The organism is Streptomyces sp. MBT65 (assembly GCF_016612545.1).
Classification (GTDB): Bacteria; Actinomycetota; Actinomycetes; order Streptomycetales; family Streptomycetaceae; genus Streptomyces.
Genome location: NZ_JAENRY010000297.1, coordinates 1 through 17,236 on the forward strand (window position 1 = coordinate 1; position 17,236 = coordinate 17,236).

14 protein-coding genes are annotated in these 17,236 nt (G+C 71.6%); 4 read left to right on the top strand and 10 right to left on the bottom strand.

What is annotated here, in order from left to right; all coding sequences use genetic code 11:
* Positions 1–1,105, bottom strand: a 1,105-nt coding sequence (locus tag JHN63_RS41455) for a DUF6777 domain-containing protein (protein ID WP_200690295.1), incomplete at its 3' end; no start/stop codon positions are given.
* 147 nt (positions 1,106–1,252) lie between these two features.
* On the opposite strand from JHN63_RS41455, the gene JHN63_RS41460 reads away from it, so the two are divergent.
* Positions 1,253–2,674, top strand: a complete 1,422-nt coding sequence (locus tag JHN63_RS41460) for a lipase maturation factor family protein (RefSeq protein WP_200690296.1) — start codon at positions 1,253–1,255, stop codon at positions 2,672–2,674.
* A 9-nt stretch (positions 2,675–2,683) separates the two neighbouring features.
* Here the strand turns inward: JHN63_RS41460 and JHN63_RS41465 are convergent, their stop codons facing one another.
* The 8 genes from JHN63_RS41465 to JHN63_RS41500 are packed head-to-tail and all read right to left on the bottom strand — an operon-like array spanning position 2,684 to position 10,608.
* Positions 2,684–3,523 carry an amidohydrolase gene (locus tag JHN63_RS41465; protein ID WP_200690297.1) on the bottom strand — a complete coding sequence of 280 codons (840 nt, stop codon included), beginning with the start codon at positions 3,521–3,523 and terminating at the stop codon, positions 2,684–2,686.
* Positions 3,520–3,834 carry an L-rhamnose mutarotase gene (locus JHN63_RS41470; RefSeq protein WP_200690298.1) on the bottom strand — a complete coding sequence of 105 codons (315 nt, stop codon included), beginning with the start codon at positions 3,832–3,834 and terminating at the stop codon, positions 3,520–3,522. The genes JHN63_RS41465 and JHN63_RS41470 overlap by 4 nt, the downstream gene beginning before the upstream one ends.
* Positions 3,831–4,820: an aldo/keto reductase gene (locus JHN63_RS41475; RefSeq protein ID WP_200690308.1), complete on the bottom strand. Its 990-nt coding sequence runs from the start codon at positions 4,818–4,820 to the stop codon at positions 3,831–3,833. The genes JHN63_RS41470 and JHN63_RS41475 overlap by 4 nt, the downstream gene beginning before the upstream one ends.
* Positions 4,821–4,852: 32 nt before the next feature.
* The gene (locus JHN63_RS41480; RefSeq protein ID WP_200690299.1) at positions 4,853–5,608 is read right to left on the bottom strand and encodes an SDR family NAD(P)-dependent oxidoreductase; all 756 of its coding nucleotides are present in this window, start codon (positions 5,606–5,608) and stop codon (positions 4,853–4,855) included.
* Positions 5,605–6,945 (bottom strand): L-fuconate dehydratase, encoded by a 1,341-nt coding sequence (locus JHN63_RS41485; protein ID WP_200690300.1) that lies wholly within the window; start codon positions 6,943–6,945, stop codon positions 5,605–5,607. The genes JHN63_RS41480 and JHN63_RS41485 overlap by 4 nt, the downstream gene beginning before the upstream one ends.
* A gap of 60 nt (positions 6,946–7,005) precedes the next feature.
* The gene (locus tag JHN63_RS41490) at positions 7,006–8,034 is read right to left on the bottom strand and encodes an ABC transporter permease (RefSeq protein ID WP_200690301.1); all 1,029 of its coding nucleotides are present in this window, start codon (positions 8,032–8,034) and stop codon (positions 7,006–7,008) included.
* Positions 8,027–9,538, bottom strand: a complete 1,512-nt coding sequence (locus tag JHN63_RS41495; RefSeq protein WP_200690302.1) for a sugar ABC transporter ATP-binding protein — start codon at positions 9,536–9,538, stop codon at positions 8,027–8,029. Before JHN63_RS41495 ends, JHN63_RS41490 begins: the two co-directional genes overlap by 8 nt.
* A complete protein-coding gene (locus JHN63_RS41500) occupies positions 9,535–10,608 on the bottom strand; it encodes a sugar ABC transporter substrate-binding protein (RefSeq protein ID WP_200690303.1) in 1,074 nt (357 codons plus the stop codon). The genes JHN63_RS41495 and JHN63_RS41500 overlap by 4 nt, the downstream gene beginning before the upstream one ends.
* A 162-nt stretch (positions 10,609–10,770) precedes the next feature.
* Here JHN63_RS41500 and JHN63_RS41505 point away from each other — a divergent pair, with 162 nt between their 5' ends.
* From JHN63_RS41505 to JHN63_RS41515, 3 genes are all read left to right on the top strand, one after another.
* The gene (locus JHN63_RS41505) at positions 10,771–11,472 is read left to right on the top strand and encodes a FadR/GntR family transcriptional regulator (protein WP_200690304.1); all 702 of its coding nucleotides are present in this window, start codon (positions 10,771–10,773) and stop codon (positions 11,470–11,472) included.
* A 103-nt stretch (positions 11,473–11,575) separates the two neighbouring features.
* On the top strand, positions 11,576–12,007 hold the full coding sequence (locus tag JHN63_RS41510) for a hypothetical protein (protein ID WP_200690305.1): 432 nt from the start codon (positions 11,576–11,578) through the stop codon (positions 12,005–12,007).
* 7 nt (positions 12,008–12,014) lie between these two features.
* On the top strand, positions 12,015–16,520 hold the full coding sequence (locus tag JHN63_RS41515; protein WP_200690306.1) for an AAA family ATPase: 4,506 nt from the start codon (positions 12,015–12,017) through the stop codon (positions 16,518–16,520).
* Here JHN63_RS41515 and JHN63_RS41520 read toward each other — a convergent pair.
* Positions 16,484–17,236: hypothetical protein (locus JHN63_RS41520; RefSeq protein WP_234478465.1), on the bottom strand; the 753-nt coding region annotated here is incomplete at its 5' end. The genes JHN63_RS41515 and JHN63_RS41520 overlap by 37 nt on opposite strands.

The window sequence follows — 17,236 nt, forward strand, 5'->3', positions numbered from 1 at the left end:
GGATGGAGCCGCGCGGTGACGGGGTGGGCGTGGTGCCGGGCGGGCCGGTCGTCGGGGTGGCCGTCACGGTGGGGCAGTTCGTGACACCCGGGGACGGAACCGCAGCCGCCGGGGCGCCGCTCACGCCCGGGGCGATGGTGACGGTCGGGGTGACGCAGTCGGAGGGCGGCATCGGGGGGAGAGCACCGTGGCCGTCGCCGGGGGACGCGCTCGCACTGCCGCCGGGTGACGTGCCGGACTCGCTCTCGTGCGGTCGCGGAGAGGGGTGGGACGGCTTCGGCACCGGCGTCGGTGCCACGTGCGTCGGCGGGGGTACGACGTGGTCGTGGTGGGGCCCGTGATGACCGAGGGGCCGTTCGATCCACGTGTTGTCGACGACGTCGATGATCGTGATGTTGGTGATCACCTGAGGCGCCGGGGTCACCACGACCACCTCGGCGGGCCGGTACCCGGACCACGGCCGGCCGCTGTTGCCGGGAGTCCCCCCGCCCGCCACCCCCGCCTTGAGCGGGTTGCCGCAGGCGCAGCGGACGCGGGGCACGCCCCGGTCGTCGACGAGGACGGCGGTGCCGGCCTGGAGGACCGACTGGAATCCGGTCACCCGCGCGGCACGGAACCCGTGGTTGGTGACCTGGGTGTCGGCGCGCAGCACGACCGAGGTCAGCCCGCGCAGATAGCCGGGGATCGCGCCCGGGGAGATCCCCTCGGCCTGGCCGAAGGCGCGGGCCTTGGCCCGGTCGGCGGTGAGATAGGCGATCTGCCGCTCGACGTCGCAACTGCCGGCCCGCGCGGTCCCGCCGTACAGGCCGGGCGTGGCACCGGAGACGGCACGCGTCCGGCCGCTGGACGGGGAAGCCGATGGACGGGCGGACGGAGATGTGGTCCCCGCAGGTGTCGACTGCGGCGTTCGGGTGACCCGTGGTGGGGTGCCCGGCGCGGTGGCCGTGGAGTCCGTGAAGGGGTCGGGGCCCTGTGCCGCGACGGGCTGCAGGAAGGCCTCGCCGCTCGACTTCGCGTCCTTGCCGCCGCCTCCGCCGCACCCGGCGACGAGGAGCGTCGCCGAGAGCGCGCAGGCCGCGACGATGGTTCCGGTGGATGTGCGCACCGTGTTCTCCCGCCTCAAGCCGGGTGATTCGCCACTATTGTCTGCTTCACCCACTTGGGTCACGCAACCGGAGGCTTGGATCGCGGAGAGTGACGGTCGACCGAGGTGTGACGTGCGGTGTGACGACGGAGGGAGGAGCGGACGGTCGTGGGATGGTTCACCGCACCCGACTACTGGCTGAGCCGACTGGTCTTCCAGCGGGCCCTGGCCGGTGTCTATCTGATCGCGTTCCTCACCGCGGCCCGCCAGTTCCGCGCGCTGATCGGCGAGCGCGGCATGCTGCCGGTCCCCCGCTTCCTCGACCGCGTGCCGTTCCGGCGGGCCCCGAGCGTCTTCCAACTCCACTACACGGACCGCTTCTTCGCGGGCTGCGCCTGGACGGGCTGCGCGGTGTCGGCGGCACTCGCGGCCGGGCTCGACTCCCAACTGCCGCTCTGGGGCGGGATGGTGCTGTGGCTGGTGCCGTGGGTGCTGTATCTGTCGATCGTCAACGTCGGCCAGACCTGGTACGCGTTCGGCTGGGAGTCACTGCTGCTGGAGGTCGGCTTCCTGGCCGTGTTCCTGGGCAACGACGAGGTGGCCCCGCCGGTCGTGGTGCTGTTCCTGCTCCGCTGGGTGCTGTTCCGGGTGGAGTTCGGCGCGGGGCTCATCAAACTGCGCGGCGACGCGTGCTGGCGGAAGCTGACCTGCCTGGACTTCCACCACGAGACACAGCCGATGCCGGGCCCGCTGAGCTGGTTCTTCCACCATCTCCCCCGGCCGCTGCACCGGGTCGAGGTCGCCGCCAACCACCTCACCCAACTCGTCGTCCCCGTCCTGCTGTTCACCCCTCAGCCGATCGCGACGGCGGCGGCGTCCCTGATGATCGCCACCCAGGTGTGGCTGGTCCTGTCCGGCAACTTCGCCTGGCTGAACTGGCTCACCATCGCGCTGGCCCTGTCCGCGATCCGGTTCCCGCACCCACCACCGTCCGCGCCCGGCCCACCCGTCTGGTACGAGGCCATGGTCCTCACGGTCGCAGCCCTGCTGCTGTGGCTCAGCCGGCAACCGGTCCGCAACATGGTCTCCCGCCGCCAGATCATGAACCGCTCCTTCGACCCGCTCCATCTGGTCAACACCTACGGCGCGTTCGGCAGCGTCAGCCGTGTCCGCCACGAGGTGGTGATCGAGGGCACCACGGACGCCGTACCCCGCTTGGACTCCGACTGGCGGGAGTACGAGTTCAGGGGCAAGCCGGGCGACCCACGCCACTGGCCGCGCCAGTTCGCGCCGTACCATCTGCGGCTCGACTGGATGATGTGGTTCGCGGCCCTCTCCCCCGGCTACGCCGACCCGTGGTTCGGCGCCCTGGTGGAACGTCTTCTGGCCGACGACCCCGACACAATACGGCTGTTGCGCCGCTCGCCGTTCCCGCCGGGCGCTCCCCCGCGCTACGTCCGGGCCCGTCTCTTCCGCTACCGCTGCACGTCCTGGCGGGAGTTGCGGGAGACGGGCGCGTGCTGGGAGCGGACGTTCGTGCGGGAGTATCTGCCGCCGACGCGGTTGGCGACGGCGGCTCAGAAGCCGTAACGCGGTGGCTCAGAGACCGTAGACGCGGGTGGCCGTGCCCTCGAAGACCTCCGTACGCTCGGCGGCACTGAGTTTGGCGGTCAACTCACCGCTCGCGTCCGCGACTTGGCCGTACGCCGCCGCCAGGGTGCACACCGGCCAGTCGGAGCCGAACATCAGCCGGCTCGGGCCGAAGGCGTCGAGTGCGGTGTCCGTGTACAGGCGCAGGTCCTCCGTGCCCCAGGTCTTCCAGTCGGCCTCCGTCACCAGGCCGGAGAGTTTGGCGTACGTGTTGGGGAGCGCGGCGAGGTCGCGGAGCGAGGTCGCCCAGGGTTCGAGCCGGCCCGAGGCGACGGGCGGCTTGCCCAAGTGGTCGAGGACGAAGGTGAGTTGGGGCAGCGCGGCGGCCACCTCGACGGCCGCCGGGAACTGGTGGGGCTGGACCAGCAGGTCGTAGACGAGTCCCGCGGCGGCGACGGCGGTGAGGCCTCGGCGTACGTCCGGGCGCAGCAGCCAGTTGGGGTCCGGCTCGCCCTGCACCTGGTGGCGGATGCCCTTCAGGTAGCGGCCGCCGGGGAGTTCACTCAGGCGGGCCAGCGCGTCGGCGACGTCCGGGCTCGTGAGGTCGGTCCAGCCCACGACTCCGGCGATCAGGTAGTGCGTGTCGGCGAGGGCCAGAAACTCCGGGGTCTCCTCGGCGACGGTGATCGTCTGGACGAGGACGGTCCGGTCGACGCCGGCTGCCCGGGCCTCGGGTTCGAGGTCGGTGACGGTGAAGTCCCGGCGCAGCGGCTGGAGTTCGGGCCCGGTGATCCAGTCCTGGTCGCGGACGGAGAGGTCCCATACGTGGTGGTGGGCATCGACGGTCATGGCAGCTCCCATACGACGGGCAGGCCGGCGTCGGCGCCCTGGCTGGAGTAGTCGTGGACCACGTCGAGGAGTTGGGTCATACGGGCCTGCCAGGCGACGTTCACCGGGAGCTGGTCCAGCTCGGCGAGGAGTCGGGCGTAGTCGTCGCAGTCCAGGACGTGGAAGAGGTCGGTGCCGCTGCGCCAGATCGTCCAGGAGGTGGCACCGGCGGCGCGGATCGCGGCGGTGAGTTCCTTGGGGACGTCGAGGTGGGCGTTCTCGTACTCGGTGACTCGGTCGGCGCGGACCTTGGTGTGCAGGGCGACTCTCATGGCGACTCCTCGGCCGGGACCGGGGCGTCGGCGGACAGCAGCCCCGTGTCCCGCAGCTCCTGCCAGAACGCGCCCGGCACGGGGGCCGCGAACTGCTCTGCACAGTCCCGCACTTCGTCCGCCGACCGGGCACCGACCAGGACGCTCGCCACGGCGGGGTGGGCGGCGCAGAACGCGAGGGCGGCGGCGCGCAGCGTGATGCCGTGCCGCTCGGCGACGGCCTTCATCCGCAGGGCGCGGTCGAGCAACTCGGCGGGCGCCTGGGCGTAGTTGTACGTCGCGTCCGGCTTCGGGTCCGCCAGCAGGCCGGAGTTGAAGGCCCCGCCGATGACGACCGACTTGCCACGTGCGACGGCGGCCGGGAGGAGGTCGCTCAGCGCACTCTGGTCGAGCAGGGTGTAGCGGCCCGCGCACAACACCACGTCCACGTCGGTGTCCTGGACGAAGCGGGTGAGCATCCCGGCCTGGTTCATGCCCGCGCCGATCGCCCCGACGACGCCTTCCGCGCGGAGCTTCTCCAGGGCGGGATAGCCCTCGCGGAAGGCCTCTTCGGCGTGGTCGTCGGGGTCGTGGAGGTAGACGATGTCGACGCGGTCGAGGCCGAGCCGCTCCAGGCTCGCGTCCAGGGTGCGGCGTATCCCGTCGGCGCTGAAGTCCCAGACACGGCGCTGGTCGGCGGGCACGGCGAAGCCGTCGGCGAGGTCGTCGCCGAGCACGGTCTCCACGGGTTCCAGGCGGCGCCCGACCTTGGTGGAGACCGTGTACTCCGCGCGCGGGCGCTCGCTCAGCGCGGCGCCGAGTCGGCGCTCGGCGAGGCCGATGCCGTAGTGGGGCGCGGTGTCGAAGTAGCGGATGCCCTGCTGCCAGGCGGTGTCGACGGACAGGTGCGCCTGCTCGTCGTCGACCTCGGTGAACAGGTTGCCGAGGGGTGCGGTGCCGAGGCCGAGCCCGCCGACCTCGACCCCGCTCGCACCGAGGGAGCGCACCGGCCCACCGGCCTCACTCCCGCCGAGCGCGCTCACTGGCCCACCGGCCTCAGCCGCAGTCCCTGCATGCCGCCGTCCACGGCGAGCGCGGTGCCGGTGGTGGCGCCGGACAGCGGGCTCGCCAAGTAGGCGATGGCGCCCGCGACTTCGGCCGCCGAGACAAGGCGTCCGGAGGGCTGGCGGGCGGCCAGGGCGGCGCGTTCGGCGGCCGGGTCGGAGGCGGAGTCGAGGAGGCGGCCGACCCAAGGGGTGTCCGCCGTACCGGGGTTGACGCAGTTCACGCGGATGCCCTCGCGGACGTGGTCGGCGGCCATGGCGAGGGTGAGGGAGTACACGGCGCCCTTGGTGGCGCTGTACAGGGCGCGTTGGGGCAGGCCGGCGGTGGCCGCGATGGAGCAGGTGTTGACGATCGCCCCGTGGGAGGACGCGCGCAGATGCGGGAGGGCGGCCCGGGCGACCCGGACCATGCCGATGACGTTGACGTTCAGGACGCGGAGCCACTCCTCGTCGTCGTTGTCCTCGACGGTGCCCTGGGCGCCGATGCCGGCGTTGTTGACCACCACGTCGAGTCCGCCGAGGTCGGCGACGGCCGAGGCCACGGCCTGTCGTACGGAGGCGTCGTCGGTGACGTCGGCGCGGTAGCCGAGCAGCGGCTTCTCGACGCTGCTGGGGTCCAGGTCGAGGACGGCGACCGACGCGCCGCGTTCGGCGAAGAGTTCGGCGGTGGCCCGGCCGATGCCGGAGGCGCCGCCGGTGACCAGGGCCTTGAGGCCCTCGAAGTCGGTCATGCCGCGTGTCCCTTCTGGTGGTCGAGGTCGGCGGCCCAGAAGGTGCCGTCGGGGAACGTGTAACGGGCGATGGACTCGGGGCGCATGGTGGCCGAGAACCCGGGAGTGGTGGGTGCCATGTAGTGACCTTCGCGGATCACCACCGGATCCAGGAAGTGGTCGTGCAGATGATCCACGTACTCGATGACGCGGTCGTCGGTCGTCCCGGAGACGGCGAGGTAGTCGAACATCGAGAGATGCTGGACGAGTTCGCACAGTCCGACCCCGCCCGCGTGCGGGCAGACGGGGACGCCGAACTTGGCGGCGAGCAGCAGGATCGCGAGGTTCTCGTTGACTCCGCCGACGCGGGCCGCGTCTATCTGGAGGATGTCGAGGGCGCCGGCCTGGAGCAACTGCTTGAACACGATGCGGTTCTGGACGTGTTCGCCGGTGGCGACCTTCACCGGGGCGACGGCCGCGCGGATCGTGGCGTGGCCCAACACGTCGTCGGGGCTGGTGGGTTCCTCGATCCAGTACGGGTCGAACTCGGCGAGGGCCTTGGTCCAGCGGATCGCCTCGGCCACGTCCCAGCGCTGGTTGGCGTCGATCGCCATGCGGATGTCGGGCCCGACCACCGAACGGGCCACGCGGCAACGGCGGATGTCGTCGTCGAGATCGGCGCCGACCTTCAGCTTGATCTGCCGGAAGCCGTCCTGGACGGCCTGCGCGGCGAGCCGGGTGAGCTTCTCGTCGTCGTATCCGAGCCAGCCGGCGGAGGTGGTGTAGGCGGGGAAGCCGCGCTCCGTAAGGATCTTCCTGCGGTCCTCCGCGCCCGCCCTGCCGCGGCGCAGGATGTCCAGGGCCTCGTCCGGGGTGAGCGCGTCGGTGATGTACCTGAAGTCGATCTGGCTGACGAGCCATTCGGGGTCGGCCTCGGCGAGGAGCTGCCACAGGGGGAGGCCGGCGCGCTTGGCGGTGAGGTCCCAGGCCGCGTTGATGACGGCGCCGATCGCCATGTGCATCACGCCCTTCTCGGGCCCCAGCCAGCGGAGTTGGCTGTCGCCGATCAGCTCGCGGTTCAACGTCCCCGGATCCGCGCACAGTTCGTCGACCGACCGGCCGATCACATGGTGGCGCAGCGCGTCGATCGCGGCGACCTGGACATCATTGCCCCGCCCGATGGTGAAGGAGAACCCGTGCCCCTCGTGCCCGTCGGCCGCGTCGGTGCGCAGCACGACGTACGCGGCCGAGTAGTCGGGGTCCGGGTTCATCGCGTCGGAGCCGTCGAGCTCGCGCGAGGTGGGGAAACGGATGTCGTAGGTGTCGACCGCGATGACGCGAGCGGGGGTCGGGGACACGGAAGGCCTTTCGGTCGGGTACAGGGATCCGGTGCCGTGCGGGTGCCGGAGGCCGGTGGGTCAGTCCTGGGCGCGGCCGGTCGTCACGCGGGCGATCATGAGGGCGACCAGGATGATCCCGCCGTAGATGGCCTGGATCCAGAAGGACGGGACCTGGGCGAGGGTGAGGAGGTTCTGGACGACTCCCAGGAGGAGTACGCCGGTCAGGGCGCCGAACATGGTGCCCTTGCCGCCGTCGAGGCTGATGCCGCCGATGACCGCCGCCGCCATCACGGTGAAGATCATGTTGTTGCCCTGGTTGGCGCTGATCGCGCCGACGTAGCCGGTCTGCATGATGCCGCCCACCGAGGCGAGCACGCCCGCGACGATCGACACGCCGAGCAGCATGCGGTCGACGCGGATGCCGGCCGCGCGGGCCGCCTCCTGGTTGCCGCCGATCGCGTACAGGGCGCGGCCGACGCGGTGGTACTTGAGCACGAACCCGGCGACCGCGAAGCAGACGGCCGCCAGCCACACGGACATCGGGACGTTGAGGAAGGTGCTGGTGGCGAGGGTGAAGAAGGAGTCGGGCATCCCGAACAGCGTCTTGCCCTTGGTGGCGCCGACCAGCAGCCCGCGCAGCACGATCAGCATCGCGAGGGTGACGATGAAGGCGTTGAGCTTGAACTTCACCACGAGGATGCCGTTGAAGGCGCCGATGATCCCGCCGACGACGAGGACCGCTACGAGGGCGAGCGGGGCCGCCCACTCGGTGCCCCAGCCGGACTCGGCGGTCGGCAGGACCAGCAGGGCGCCGATCGCGGGCGCGATGCCGACCACCGACTCCAGCGACAGGTCGATCTTGCCGGTGATGAGGATCAGCGACTCGGCGAGGACCACCATCGCGAGCGCGGCGGAGGCGCCCAGGATGGAGATCAGGTTCCGTTCGGTGAGGAACGAGTCGTTGACGATCGCACCCAGTATCAGGAGCACCAACAGGGCCGGTACGAGGGCGAGTTCACGGGCCCGGCGGAGCAGGACCGTGCGGGCCGAGCCCGCCCCGGCGGTGCGTGGGGCGGCGAGCGGCGGGGCCGCCTTGGTGTCAGCCATGGTCCACTCCTTCGATGGAGGCGATCAGCTCGTGGTCGCGCCAGCCCGCCGGGTGCTCGGCGACGACACGGCCGTGGAAGAGGACGAGGACGCGGTCGCAGCGCCGCAGGTCGTCGAGTTCGTCGGAGACGACGAGCACGGCGGTGCCGTCGTCGCGGGCGCTGTCCATGCGGGCGAGCAGTGACTCCTTGGACTTCACGTCGACGCCCGCGGTGGGGTTGATGAGGACCAGCAGCCTGGGGTCGGAGGCGAGCGCGCGGGCCATGACGACCTTCTGCGCGTTGCCGCCGGACAGGTCGGAGACGGGCTGTTCGGGGCCTTCGGTGTGGATGTCGAGGCGGTCGATCAGCTCGGTGGCGAAGGCCCTTTTGCGGTCGGTGCCGACGAAGCCGAAGCGGCCGAGCCGGCCTGGGACCGTCATGGTCGCGTTGTCTCCGATGGACATGCCGAAGACCAGCCCCTGCCCGTGCCGGTCGCGCGGCACGCACCCGACACCGGCCTTGAGCGCGGCCTGCACATCCCCGAACGGCAGCTTCTCGCCGTCGAGTTGGGCCGTTCCGCCGGTCGGTGTGTACAGCCCGGTGAAGGACTCGGCCAGCTCGATCTTGCCGCTGCCGCTGGATCCGGCGAGTCCGACGACCTCGCCTCGGCGGACGGTCAGGTCGACGTTCTCGTACGACGGGGAGGTGAGCCCCCGTGCGTCGAGGAGGACGGGGGCCGCGTCGTCCAACTCCCGCAGCTGGACCTCCAGTTCGGCGATGGACTCGCCCGCCATGGCCTCCACGAGGGCGCGGCGCGGGAGGTCGGCGACCGGTGCGGTGGTGATCCAGCGGGCGTCGCGCAGCACGGTGACGGTCTGGCACACCTCGTACACCTCCTGGAGGTGGTGCGAGATGAACAGGAAGGTGACACCGGACTCCTGGAGCGCCCGCATGCGGGTGAAGAGCCGTTCGATCTCCCGGTTGTCGAGCTGGGCGGTCGGTTCGTCGAGGACGATGAACCGGGCGCCGAAGCTCAACGCCCTTGCTATCTCCACCATTTGGCGGTCCTCGACCTTGAGGTCGGCGGTGCGCGCCTCGGGGTCGACGCGCACGTCCCAGGTGTCGAGGAGTTCGGCGGCCTCGGTGCGGAGCCTGCGCCAGCTGATGATGCCGCCACGGGACTGCGGCTGACGGTTGATGAAGAGGTTCTCGGCGACCGTCAACTCGGGTACCACGGTGGGCTTCTGGTAGACGCAGGCCACCTTGGCGCGCCAGGCGTCGCGGTCGGTGAGCGGGGGCGCCGGCTCGCCGTCGAAGCGGACCGTGCCCTCGTCGGGGGCCGCCAGGCCGGTGAGGACGGTGACGAGGGTGGACTTGCCGGCGCCGTTGCGGCCGACGAGGGCGTGGGACTCGCCGGGCAGCACGGTCAGTCGACCGTCGGCGAGGGCGACGGTGGGGCCGTACCGCTTGACAATGCCCCGCGCCTCGACGAGTGGGATCAACGGGCTTTTCTCGATGCTCATTTGACCGTGTTGCCCCAGAGCTTGGGATCGTCGACGTTGTCCTTGGTGACCAGGGGCGCGGGCAGTTGGTCCTCGAGGATGCCGCTGGGCAGCTTCACGATCGTGGAGTCGTGGTCGGTGGGGCCGGGCTGGAAGGTCTTCCCGGCCATCGCGGCCTTGATGTAGTACATGCCGTACTTGGCGTAGGCGTCGGCCGGTTGGGACACGGTGGCGTCGATCTCGCCCTTGCGGATCGCGTCGAACTCCTGCGGGATGCCGTCGTTCGAGACGATCGCGATGTGCCCGGCCTGGCCGGCCTTCTTCAACAGGCCCTTGGACTTGAGGGTCTGGAGGGTGGGCGCGAGGTAGACGCCGCCCGCCTGCATGTAGATGCCCTTGATGTCGGGGTTGGCGTTGAGGAGCGTGTCGAGCTTGGAGGCCGCGGTGTCGGACTCCCACTTGGCGGGGATCTCCAGCACCTTCAGCTTGGGGTACTTCTTCTTCACGCAGTCCCTGAACGCCTCCGACCGGTCACGGCCGTTGACGGACGCCAGGTCGCCCATGATCTGGACGACCTTGCCGCTGGTGATGTGCGCCCCGAGGTACTCGCAGGCCTTCTCGCCGTACGCCACGTTGTCGGCGCGCACGACCATCGCGACCTTGCCCTTGTCGGGCGCCACGTCGACGGCGACGACCGGCACGCCCTTGCGCTCGGCCTGGTCGAGGCCGGCTTCGATGGCGGCACTGTCCAGCGGAGCGACGACCAGGCCCTTGACGCCCTGGTTCAGCTCGTTGTTGATGTCGGTGATCTGCTGCGAGGGGTCGCTGTTGGAGTTGACCGTCTTCAGCGCCTGGACACCCTCGGACTTCGCCATCTTCGGCACATAGTCGTTGTACGACTGCCAGAACGGCGAGGTCAGCAGGGGCAGGATCACCCCCACCTTGCCGGTACCACTGCTGCCGCCGGCGCTGCTCGCGCCGGTGTCCTTGGTGCTGCCGCACGCGGTGAGCGCGAGCGCGGTGCCGGTGACCGCGGCCACCGCACCGATCATGCGCAACCTGCTGCGTATCCCCACTGTCCTGCCGAGCATTTGGTGGCTCCTCGTTGAGCGTGTCCGAGCAGATGACCGCATATTTATCAGACCACTTCCCTGAAACAACACCCCACAGAGGCAGTTTTCCTGGATTTTCGCCGTAGTGGTCGGACCACCTGAGTGGTTACACTGCGGCTCACCCAGTGAGTGGAGGATTGCGTGGACGAGACGGCTCCGCCCAAGGGCACGGTGACGCAGCGCGCCATCGACTCGATCAAGGCGTTGATCGGCGAGGGCCGCCTGGAGCCGGGCCAGCGACTGCCCCCCGAGCGCGATCTCGCGACCCAACTGGGCATCTCCCGCAGCTCGATGCGCGAGGCGATCCGCGCGCTGACCGTGCTCGGCGTGCTGGAGGCCCGGCACGGTTCGGGCATCTACGTCACGCAGCTGGAGGCCGGTGACCTGCTGGAGACCTTCGGTGTCGTCGCCGACCTCTCGCGCGGCCCGCAACTGGTGGAACTCCTGGAGGTCCGCCGCATCCTGGAGTCGACGGCGACCGCCCTGGCGGCCGCCCGCATCACCCCGGACCAACTGGCCGAGGTCGAGAAGCACCTCACGGCGATGAACGCCACCGACGATCCCGAGGAGATCCTCGCCCACGACCTCGCCTTCCACCGCGAGATCGCGGCGGCGGCCGGGAACGACACCATGGCCGCGATCCTGGAGGGCCTCTCCTCCCGGACCTTCCGGGCCCGTGTCTGGCGCGGTTACGAGGAGGAGGGCGCCTTCGCCCGCACCCGCCGCGAACACGCCGCCATCCACCGGGCGTTGGTGGCCCGCGACCCCGAGGCGGCCCGCGCGGCGGCGGCCTCGCACGTGGGCGAGGTCGAGGAGTGGCTCAGGATGCAGCTGGGGTCCTGACCGTCACCCGTACGGTCGGCGGTCCGCCGAAAACCGCCGCGCGCCCGCCGCGCACGCCCTAGCATGACCGTCTCGCTCAGGGGGATGCGGGCATGTTCGGGGGATGGCGATGGACGGTGCGGTGGACGTGGTCCTGTCCGTGACGAGTGCGGGGTCCGCGAACCAGCGGTCCGCCGAACTCCGGGACTTGTGGGAGTACTTGACGGACCGTCCGGCCCTGCGCGGACGGGTCGCGCGGCGTACGACGGACGAGTCGGAGACAGGTCATCTGGGCCCGCTGACCGACGCGTTGGTCGCCGCGCTCGAACCGGGCGGCGCCTTCACCGTCCTGGCCGGGGCCGTCGTCGCCTGGATCAAGTTCCGGCCGCGCACCGAGTCCGTCAAGATCACCGTCCGCCGCCCGGACGGCAGTTGCGTGGAGATCGAGCTGAAACGGCAGCAGGCCAAGGAGTACGACGCCGTCGACAAGATGGTCCGTGCGGCCCTGTCGCCCCCGCCCAGCACCCCGACCGCCTCCTCGGACAGCACCGGGTGAGCCCGGCATGGGCGCCCCGTCCGACCCCGTACGCCAACTGTTCCTCGGCTACGAGGGGACACGCGCGGTCGTCGTGTCCGCCTCCCCGGCCGACGGCAGCGCCGACTTCCCGTACCGCCCGTCGGTGCACCGCTCCGCCGACGCACTCGCCGACCTCCTGGTCGACCGGTGCGGCCTCGCCCCGGACCGACTCCTGCGGCTGAAGGACCCCGAGCGCTCCACCGACGTACTCGACCCGGTCGAGCGCCTCGCGGGTGAGGCGTCGGGCGGGCTGCTCTTCTGCTACGTCGGGCACGGGGTGCAGGCCTCCCGGCGCAGGGACGACTCCCTGCTCCTGGTGACCGCGGAGGCGGCCCGGTTCCCGTACGGCAGTTCTTCGCTGGACGCCGCGGCGCTGCGCTTCGAACAGCTCATGAGCGCGCTGGAGCCGGTCGGTGACGCGCCCCTGATCGTCGTACTCGACTGCTGTTTCTCCGGACTCCCGCTCAGCAACGGCGAGTTCGCCGGCAGCAGGCTGCACTCACTGGCCGGCCGGGCGGGCCGGCCGAGTCTGCTGCTGACCTCGGCGGACGACGACGAGCAGGCCCACGCGCCCGGCGGCGCCGACCACACCGCGTTCACCGGGGACGTCATCTCCTTTCTCAGCAAGGGGAGTTCGGACGGGCATCCGCTGCTGACCGTGGGCCATCTGCTCGCCCACGTCGAACGCCCCCACCTCGGGGGAGCGGCCACCCCGCAGTCCGCCGCCCACCATCACGTGGCCGGCCTCGTCCTCGCCCCCAACCCCGCCCACACAGCGGCCGATCCGCTGGCGGACGGGGACTGCGAGGCCTCCGACCACGGCCACCCCGAGTGCCCGTATCCCGGTCTCGCGCCCTACGACTCCTCCGGTGTCCAGTGCTTCTTCGGGCGGACGGAGGAGGTCGACGAGCTCGCCCGGCTGATCGTCGCGCGGCGCGGCCAGGGGCCGGTGCTCGTCACCGGGCCCTCCGGCATCGGCAAGACCTCCCTGTTGCGGGCCGGGCTGCTGCCCGCGCTCGCCGTCGGCAAAGTCGCCCCGGAGACCGGCAGTTGGCACCGGATCACGCTCACGCCCACGGACCGTCCGCTCCAGGCCCTGGCCCGGGCCGTCCTGGGGCGCGACGCCGGACCGGCCGCCGTGGAGAACCTGGCCCACCAGCTGGCGGCCGACCCCCGGACGCTGATCGAGGCGCTCCGCCCACCGGCCCACCACCTGCTGGTCGTCGACCAGTTGGAGGAGATCTTCCGATACCGGGGCGACAGCGAGACAGCCACCGAGAAAGCGGAACGGGACGCCTTCATCGCCTGCCTCGTCGCCGCCTCCACGATGTCCCCGGGAGGATCGCACGAGCCGGCGGCGAGCGTCGTGCTGTCCGCGCAGAACAGTCACCTCGGCGCGCTCCACGACTACGCGTCCCTGAGATCGGCGCTGACCCTGAACGAGGGCATGTACCCCGTACCGCGCCTCGCCGCCGACCAGTTGGAGGAGGTCATCACCGGTCCCGCCCACGCGGCGGGACACGTCATCGGCGCCGACCTCCTCGCCCGGCTGCAGGCCGACGTGGCCCTGCACCGGAAGGCCCGGGCCGACTTCGACAGCGGTGTGCTGCCGCTGCTGTCGCACGCGCTGCGCGGCACCTGGGAGAAGCACCACGGCCGTACGCTCCGCACTCCGGACTACGAGCGCACCGGAGGCCTCGGCCGCTCCATCGCCCATGCCGCCGACACCTTCTACGAGAGCCTGACCGGCGACGAGGACCGCAGGACCGCACGGGAGATCCTGGTCGAACTCGTGCACTGGACGGGCGAGACGGAACAGACCGTCAAGCGGCTCCGCACGGAGGTCCTCGGCTCGTACTTCCCCGCCGACCGGCAACGCACCTTCCGCACCGTGCTCGACCTCCTGAAACTCCACCGCCTGGTCACCGAGGACGAACACCACGTCCAGCTCGTCCACCGCTCCCTGCTGATGAACTGGTCCGCGCTGGAGCAGTGGGTGGAGCAACTCCACGACGGCGAACCGCTGTTGCGGCTACGGCTGGAGCGCACCGCCGCCGACTGGGAGGAACAGCGGCTGGACCGACTGCTGTGGCTGGGCCCGGAGTTGGCGAGCGCCCGGGACTGGGCGAACCGCCAACAGGGGCGGGTCAACAGCACCGTTCAGGCTTTCCTGGCCGCCTCCGCCGACCACGAGCGGAGGCGCAGGCTACGGACACGGGTGGTCTCGGCGTTGGTGGTGCTCGCCGTGCTGATCGCCTCGGGTGCCGGATTCGGGTTCAAGGCGCTCCAGGCGGACCGGCAGCGGCAGCGGGAGAAATCCATGCAGACGCTGCTCGCCGACGCCGAGTCCGCGCGTGCCGGCGATCCCGCGCTGGCCGCCCAACTCGCCCTGGCCGCCTACCGGATCGAGCACACCGACCGGACCAGGGACGCCGTACTGACCGCCGCGTCCGCCCGGTCCTCGGTCCAACTCACCGCGCGGGGACCGGAGATCACCTCACTGTCCTTCGACCGCTCGGGGACCCGGCTGGTCGCCGCCGGCGGGGGACGGGTCCGGATCTGGCCCCTCGACAGCGGCGGCCCGGCCGGACCGCCGACCCAACTGCCCGGCACGAGCGGGTCGACCTCGGCCGTGTTCAGTCCCGACGGGAAGGCGCTGGCCTTCAACACGCTGGACGGTTCGACCAAGGAGGGCATGGTCCAGGCCCATGTGACCGTGCGCTCGACGGCAGGCGCCGACCGCCTCGCCGGGCAAGCCGTCACCAGTGTCCTCAACGCCCCGGTGCTGGGCATGGCGTTCCGCCCGGACGGCCGCCGACTCGCCCTGAACTTCTACCCCGGGTTCACCACGGTCCTCGACCTCACCCACGGCGCCTCCCTGCCCTTCGCCTGGCCGCACACGCTCATCGCCGGGGACTCCGGCCCCATCGTCCAGGGCGGGGGCGGCAGTTGGCTGGCGGTCGGTGCGCAGAACGGCAACGTCGTCGTCCTGGACGCGTCCGGCCCGCGCCGCGCGCTGCTGAAACTCCACCAGGCCGACAGCCCGGTCAGCGCCCTGGCCGTGGACTCCGGCGGCACGCTCCTGCTCGCCGGCCACCAGAACGGAACGGTGTCCCGCTGGCGGATCGGCGACGGCGGCCGTACCTCGGTCGCGCTCCCTCGCCGTACGGCGTTCTCGGGCAAGGGCCCGGTGGTCGGCCTCGCCTTCACCGCCGACGGCAAGGAGTGGATGGCCGCCTACCGCGACACGGGAGTGCGCGTCTTCGGCACGAGCGACAACCGCCTGACCGCGCGGGTGAGCACCGGCGACCCCCTGACCACGATGGCCGTATCGCCGGACGGCCGCACCTTGGCGACGGCCTCCGGCCCCCGACTCGCCCTGCACCGCCTCCCCGACCCGATCGCCCGCAGAGCGCCGGGCGGCCTGACCGCGCTCACCGTGCGCGCCGACGGCGCCCTGGTGGCGGGCGGCGGCAGGACCGGCCCCGTGTTCCTCTGGTCGCCGGGCCCGGACCGCTCCCTCCGACCCGTCGGCCCGCTCTCCTACGGCGGCGCCCGCCCCGGCGCACTCAACGCGCTCGCGTTCGGCGGCCGGGGCGCGGCACTGCTGGCCGGCGGGTTCACCTCCGGGACGGTCCTGCTCTGGAGACCGGCCGGTTCCGGCACACCCATGGCGCGGCTCGCGACCCGGAGCTCCGAGCCGGTCGTCTCGCTGGCCCTGAGCCGGGACGGCACCCTGCTCGCCGCGGGCACACCGCACGGCCGGGTCTACCTCTGGAACCTGTCGGACCCCGGGCACATCCCCGACCCGACCGGGGTCGACGGCCACTCCGGCGCGGTGACGGGTCTCGCGTTCCTGGGCGGCACGCACCGGCTCGCCATCGGTTCGGACGACGGAGCGGTGGACGTCTGGAGCCTCACCGACTGGACCCTGCCCGCCCTGGCGCTGAAGCTCGCGGGCACCGGTTCGAAGACCGGCCGCGCGCTGACGGCGAGCGCAGACGGTTCGGTACTGGCCGCGGCGGGAGAGCGCGGCTCGGTCACGGTCTGGGACCTGGGCGCGAGCGCCCACGGGTCGCCCACCCACCTCGACGCCGACGCCGGTTCCGGGGATGTCATCGGTCTGGCGCTCGGGCCGGGCACCCGCCCCGGTACGCGCTTCCTCGCGGCACTCGGCGACGACGGCGCCGTACGACTGTGGGCGTCACCGCACCCGGGAACCTGGACCGGAAAGGGGACGGTGGGCGACGGTGAGGACCGCGCCACGGCCATCGGAGCCGCGTCCGCCGGGAGGACGGACCTGGTGGCGATGACGGACGAGGGACGTCTTCAACGGTGGTTCCCCGACGCCGACTTGGCGGTCGCCGAGGTGTGTACGGGCCGTGGCGCTTCCACGACCGCGCGGCTGTGGCGGGAGTCGTTCCCCGCCGACCCGCCCTGCCGGGCCGGTGCCGATCAACGCCCGGCGACGACGTCGTCCAGCTTGCGATAGGCGACCCGGGCGACCTGCTGGGCGACGTCCGAGTCGGCGGCGGCACCGAAGGTCATGATCGCGAGGCTGATCACGATCCCCTTGGGATGCAGCAGATAGACCAGGTCGGTGTTCTGCCGGAGTCCGTACGCCGAGGACTCCACCCGTCCCGCCACAGTCCGCTCGCCGAGCGTCGGGAACGCCAACGGGCTGAGATCACCGGTGAGTTCACCCGCCACGAGACGGTGGCAGTCCCGGAAGACATCCGCCTCCAGCTCCACCTCCGTGCGCGCGTCCTCGACGCTTCGCTGCGTCAGCACCTCGTACACCAGTGACACGGGCTGGAACCGCTGCAACTTCGCGTCCACGGACGGCTGGAGCACCGGCTTCCGGAACGCGTCCACGCGGTCCATCGCCGCGCACCCGGTCGAGCCGGCGGACGCGTCGTCCGCCGAGGGCGGTGGCGCCGGGGAGAGGGAGAAGCCCTCGAGGTCGCCGGGGGCGAGGAGCGCGGAGGCCAGCCGCAGCGGCACCTCGGAGGCCGCCGTCGTCACGGTGCTGGAGGGCACGGCTTCCGAAGGTGCCGTGCTGGAAGGTTTCGCGTCCGACTGTTTCACCAACGGCCGCTCCACGGGCGGGACTTGCCCACCGTGCGAGCACGCGGCCAGCCCGAGCGAACCGGCCACCGCCGCGCATATGAGACCCCGGCGCATGATGCCTCCCCCGCGCCACTCCCC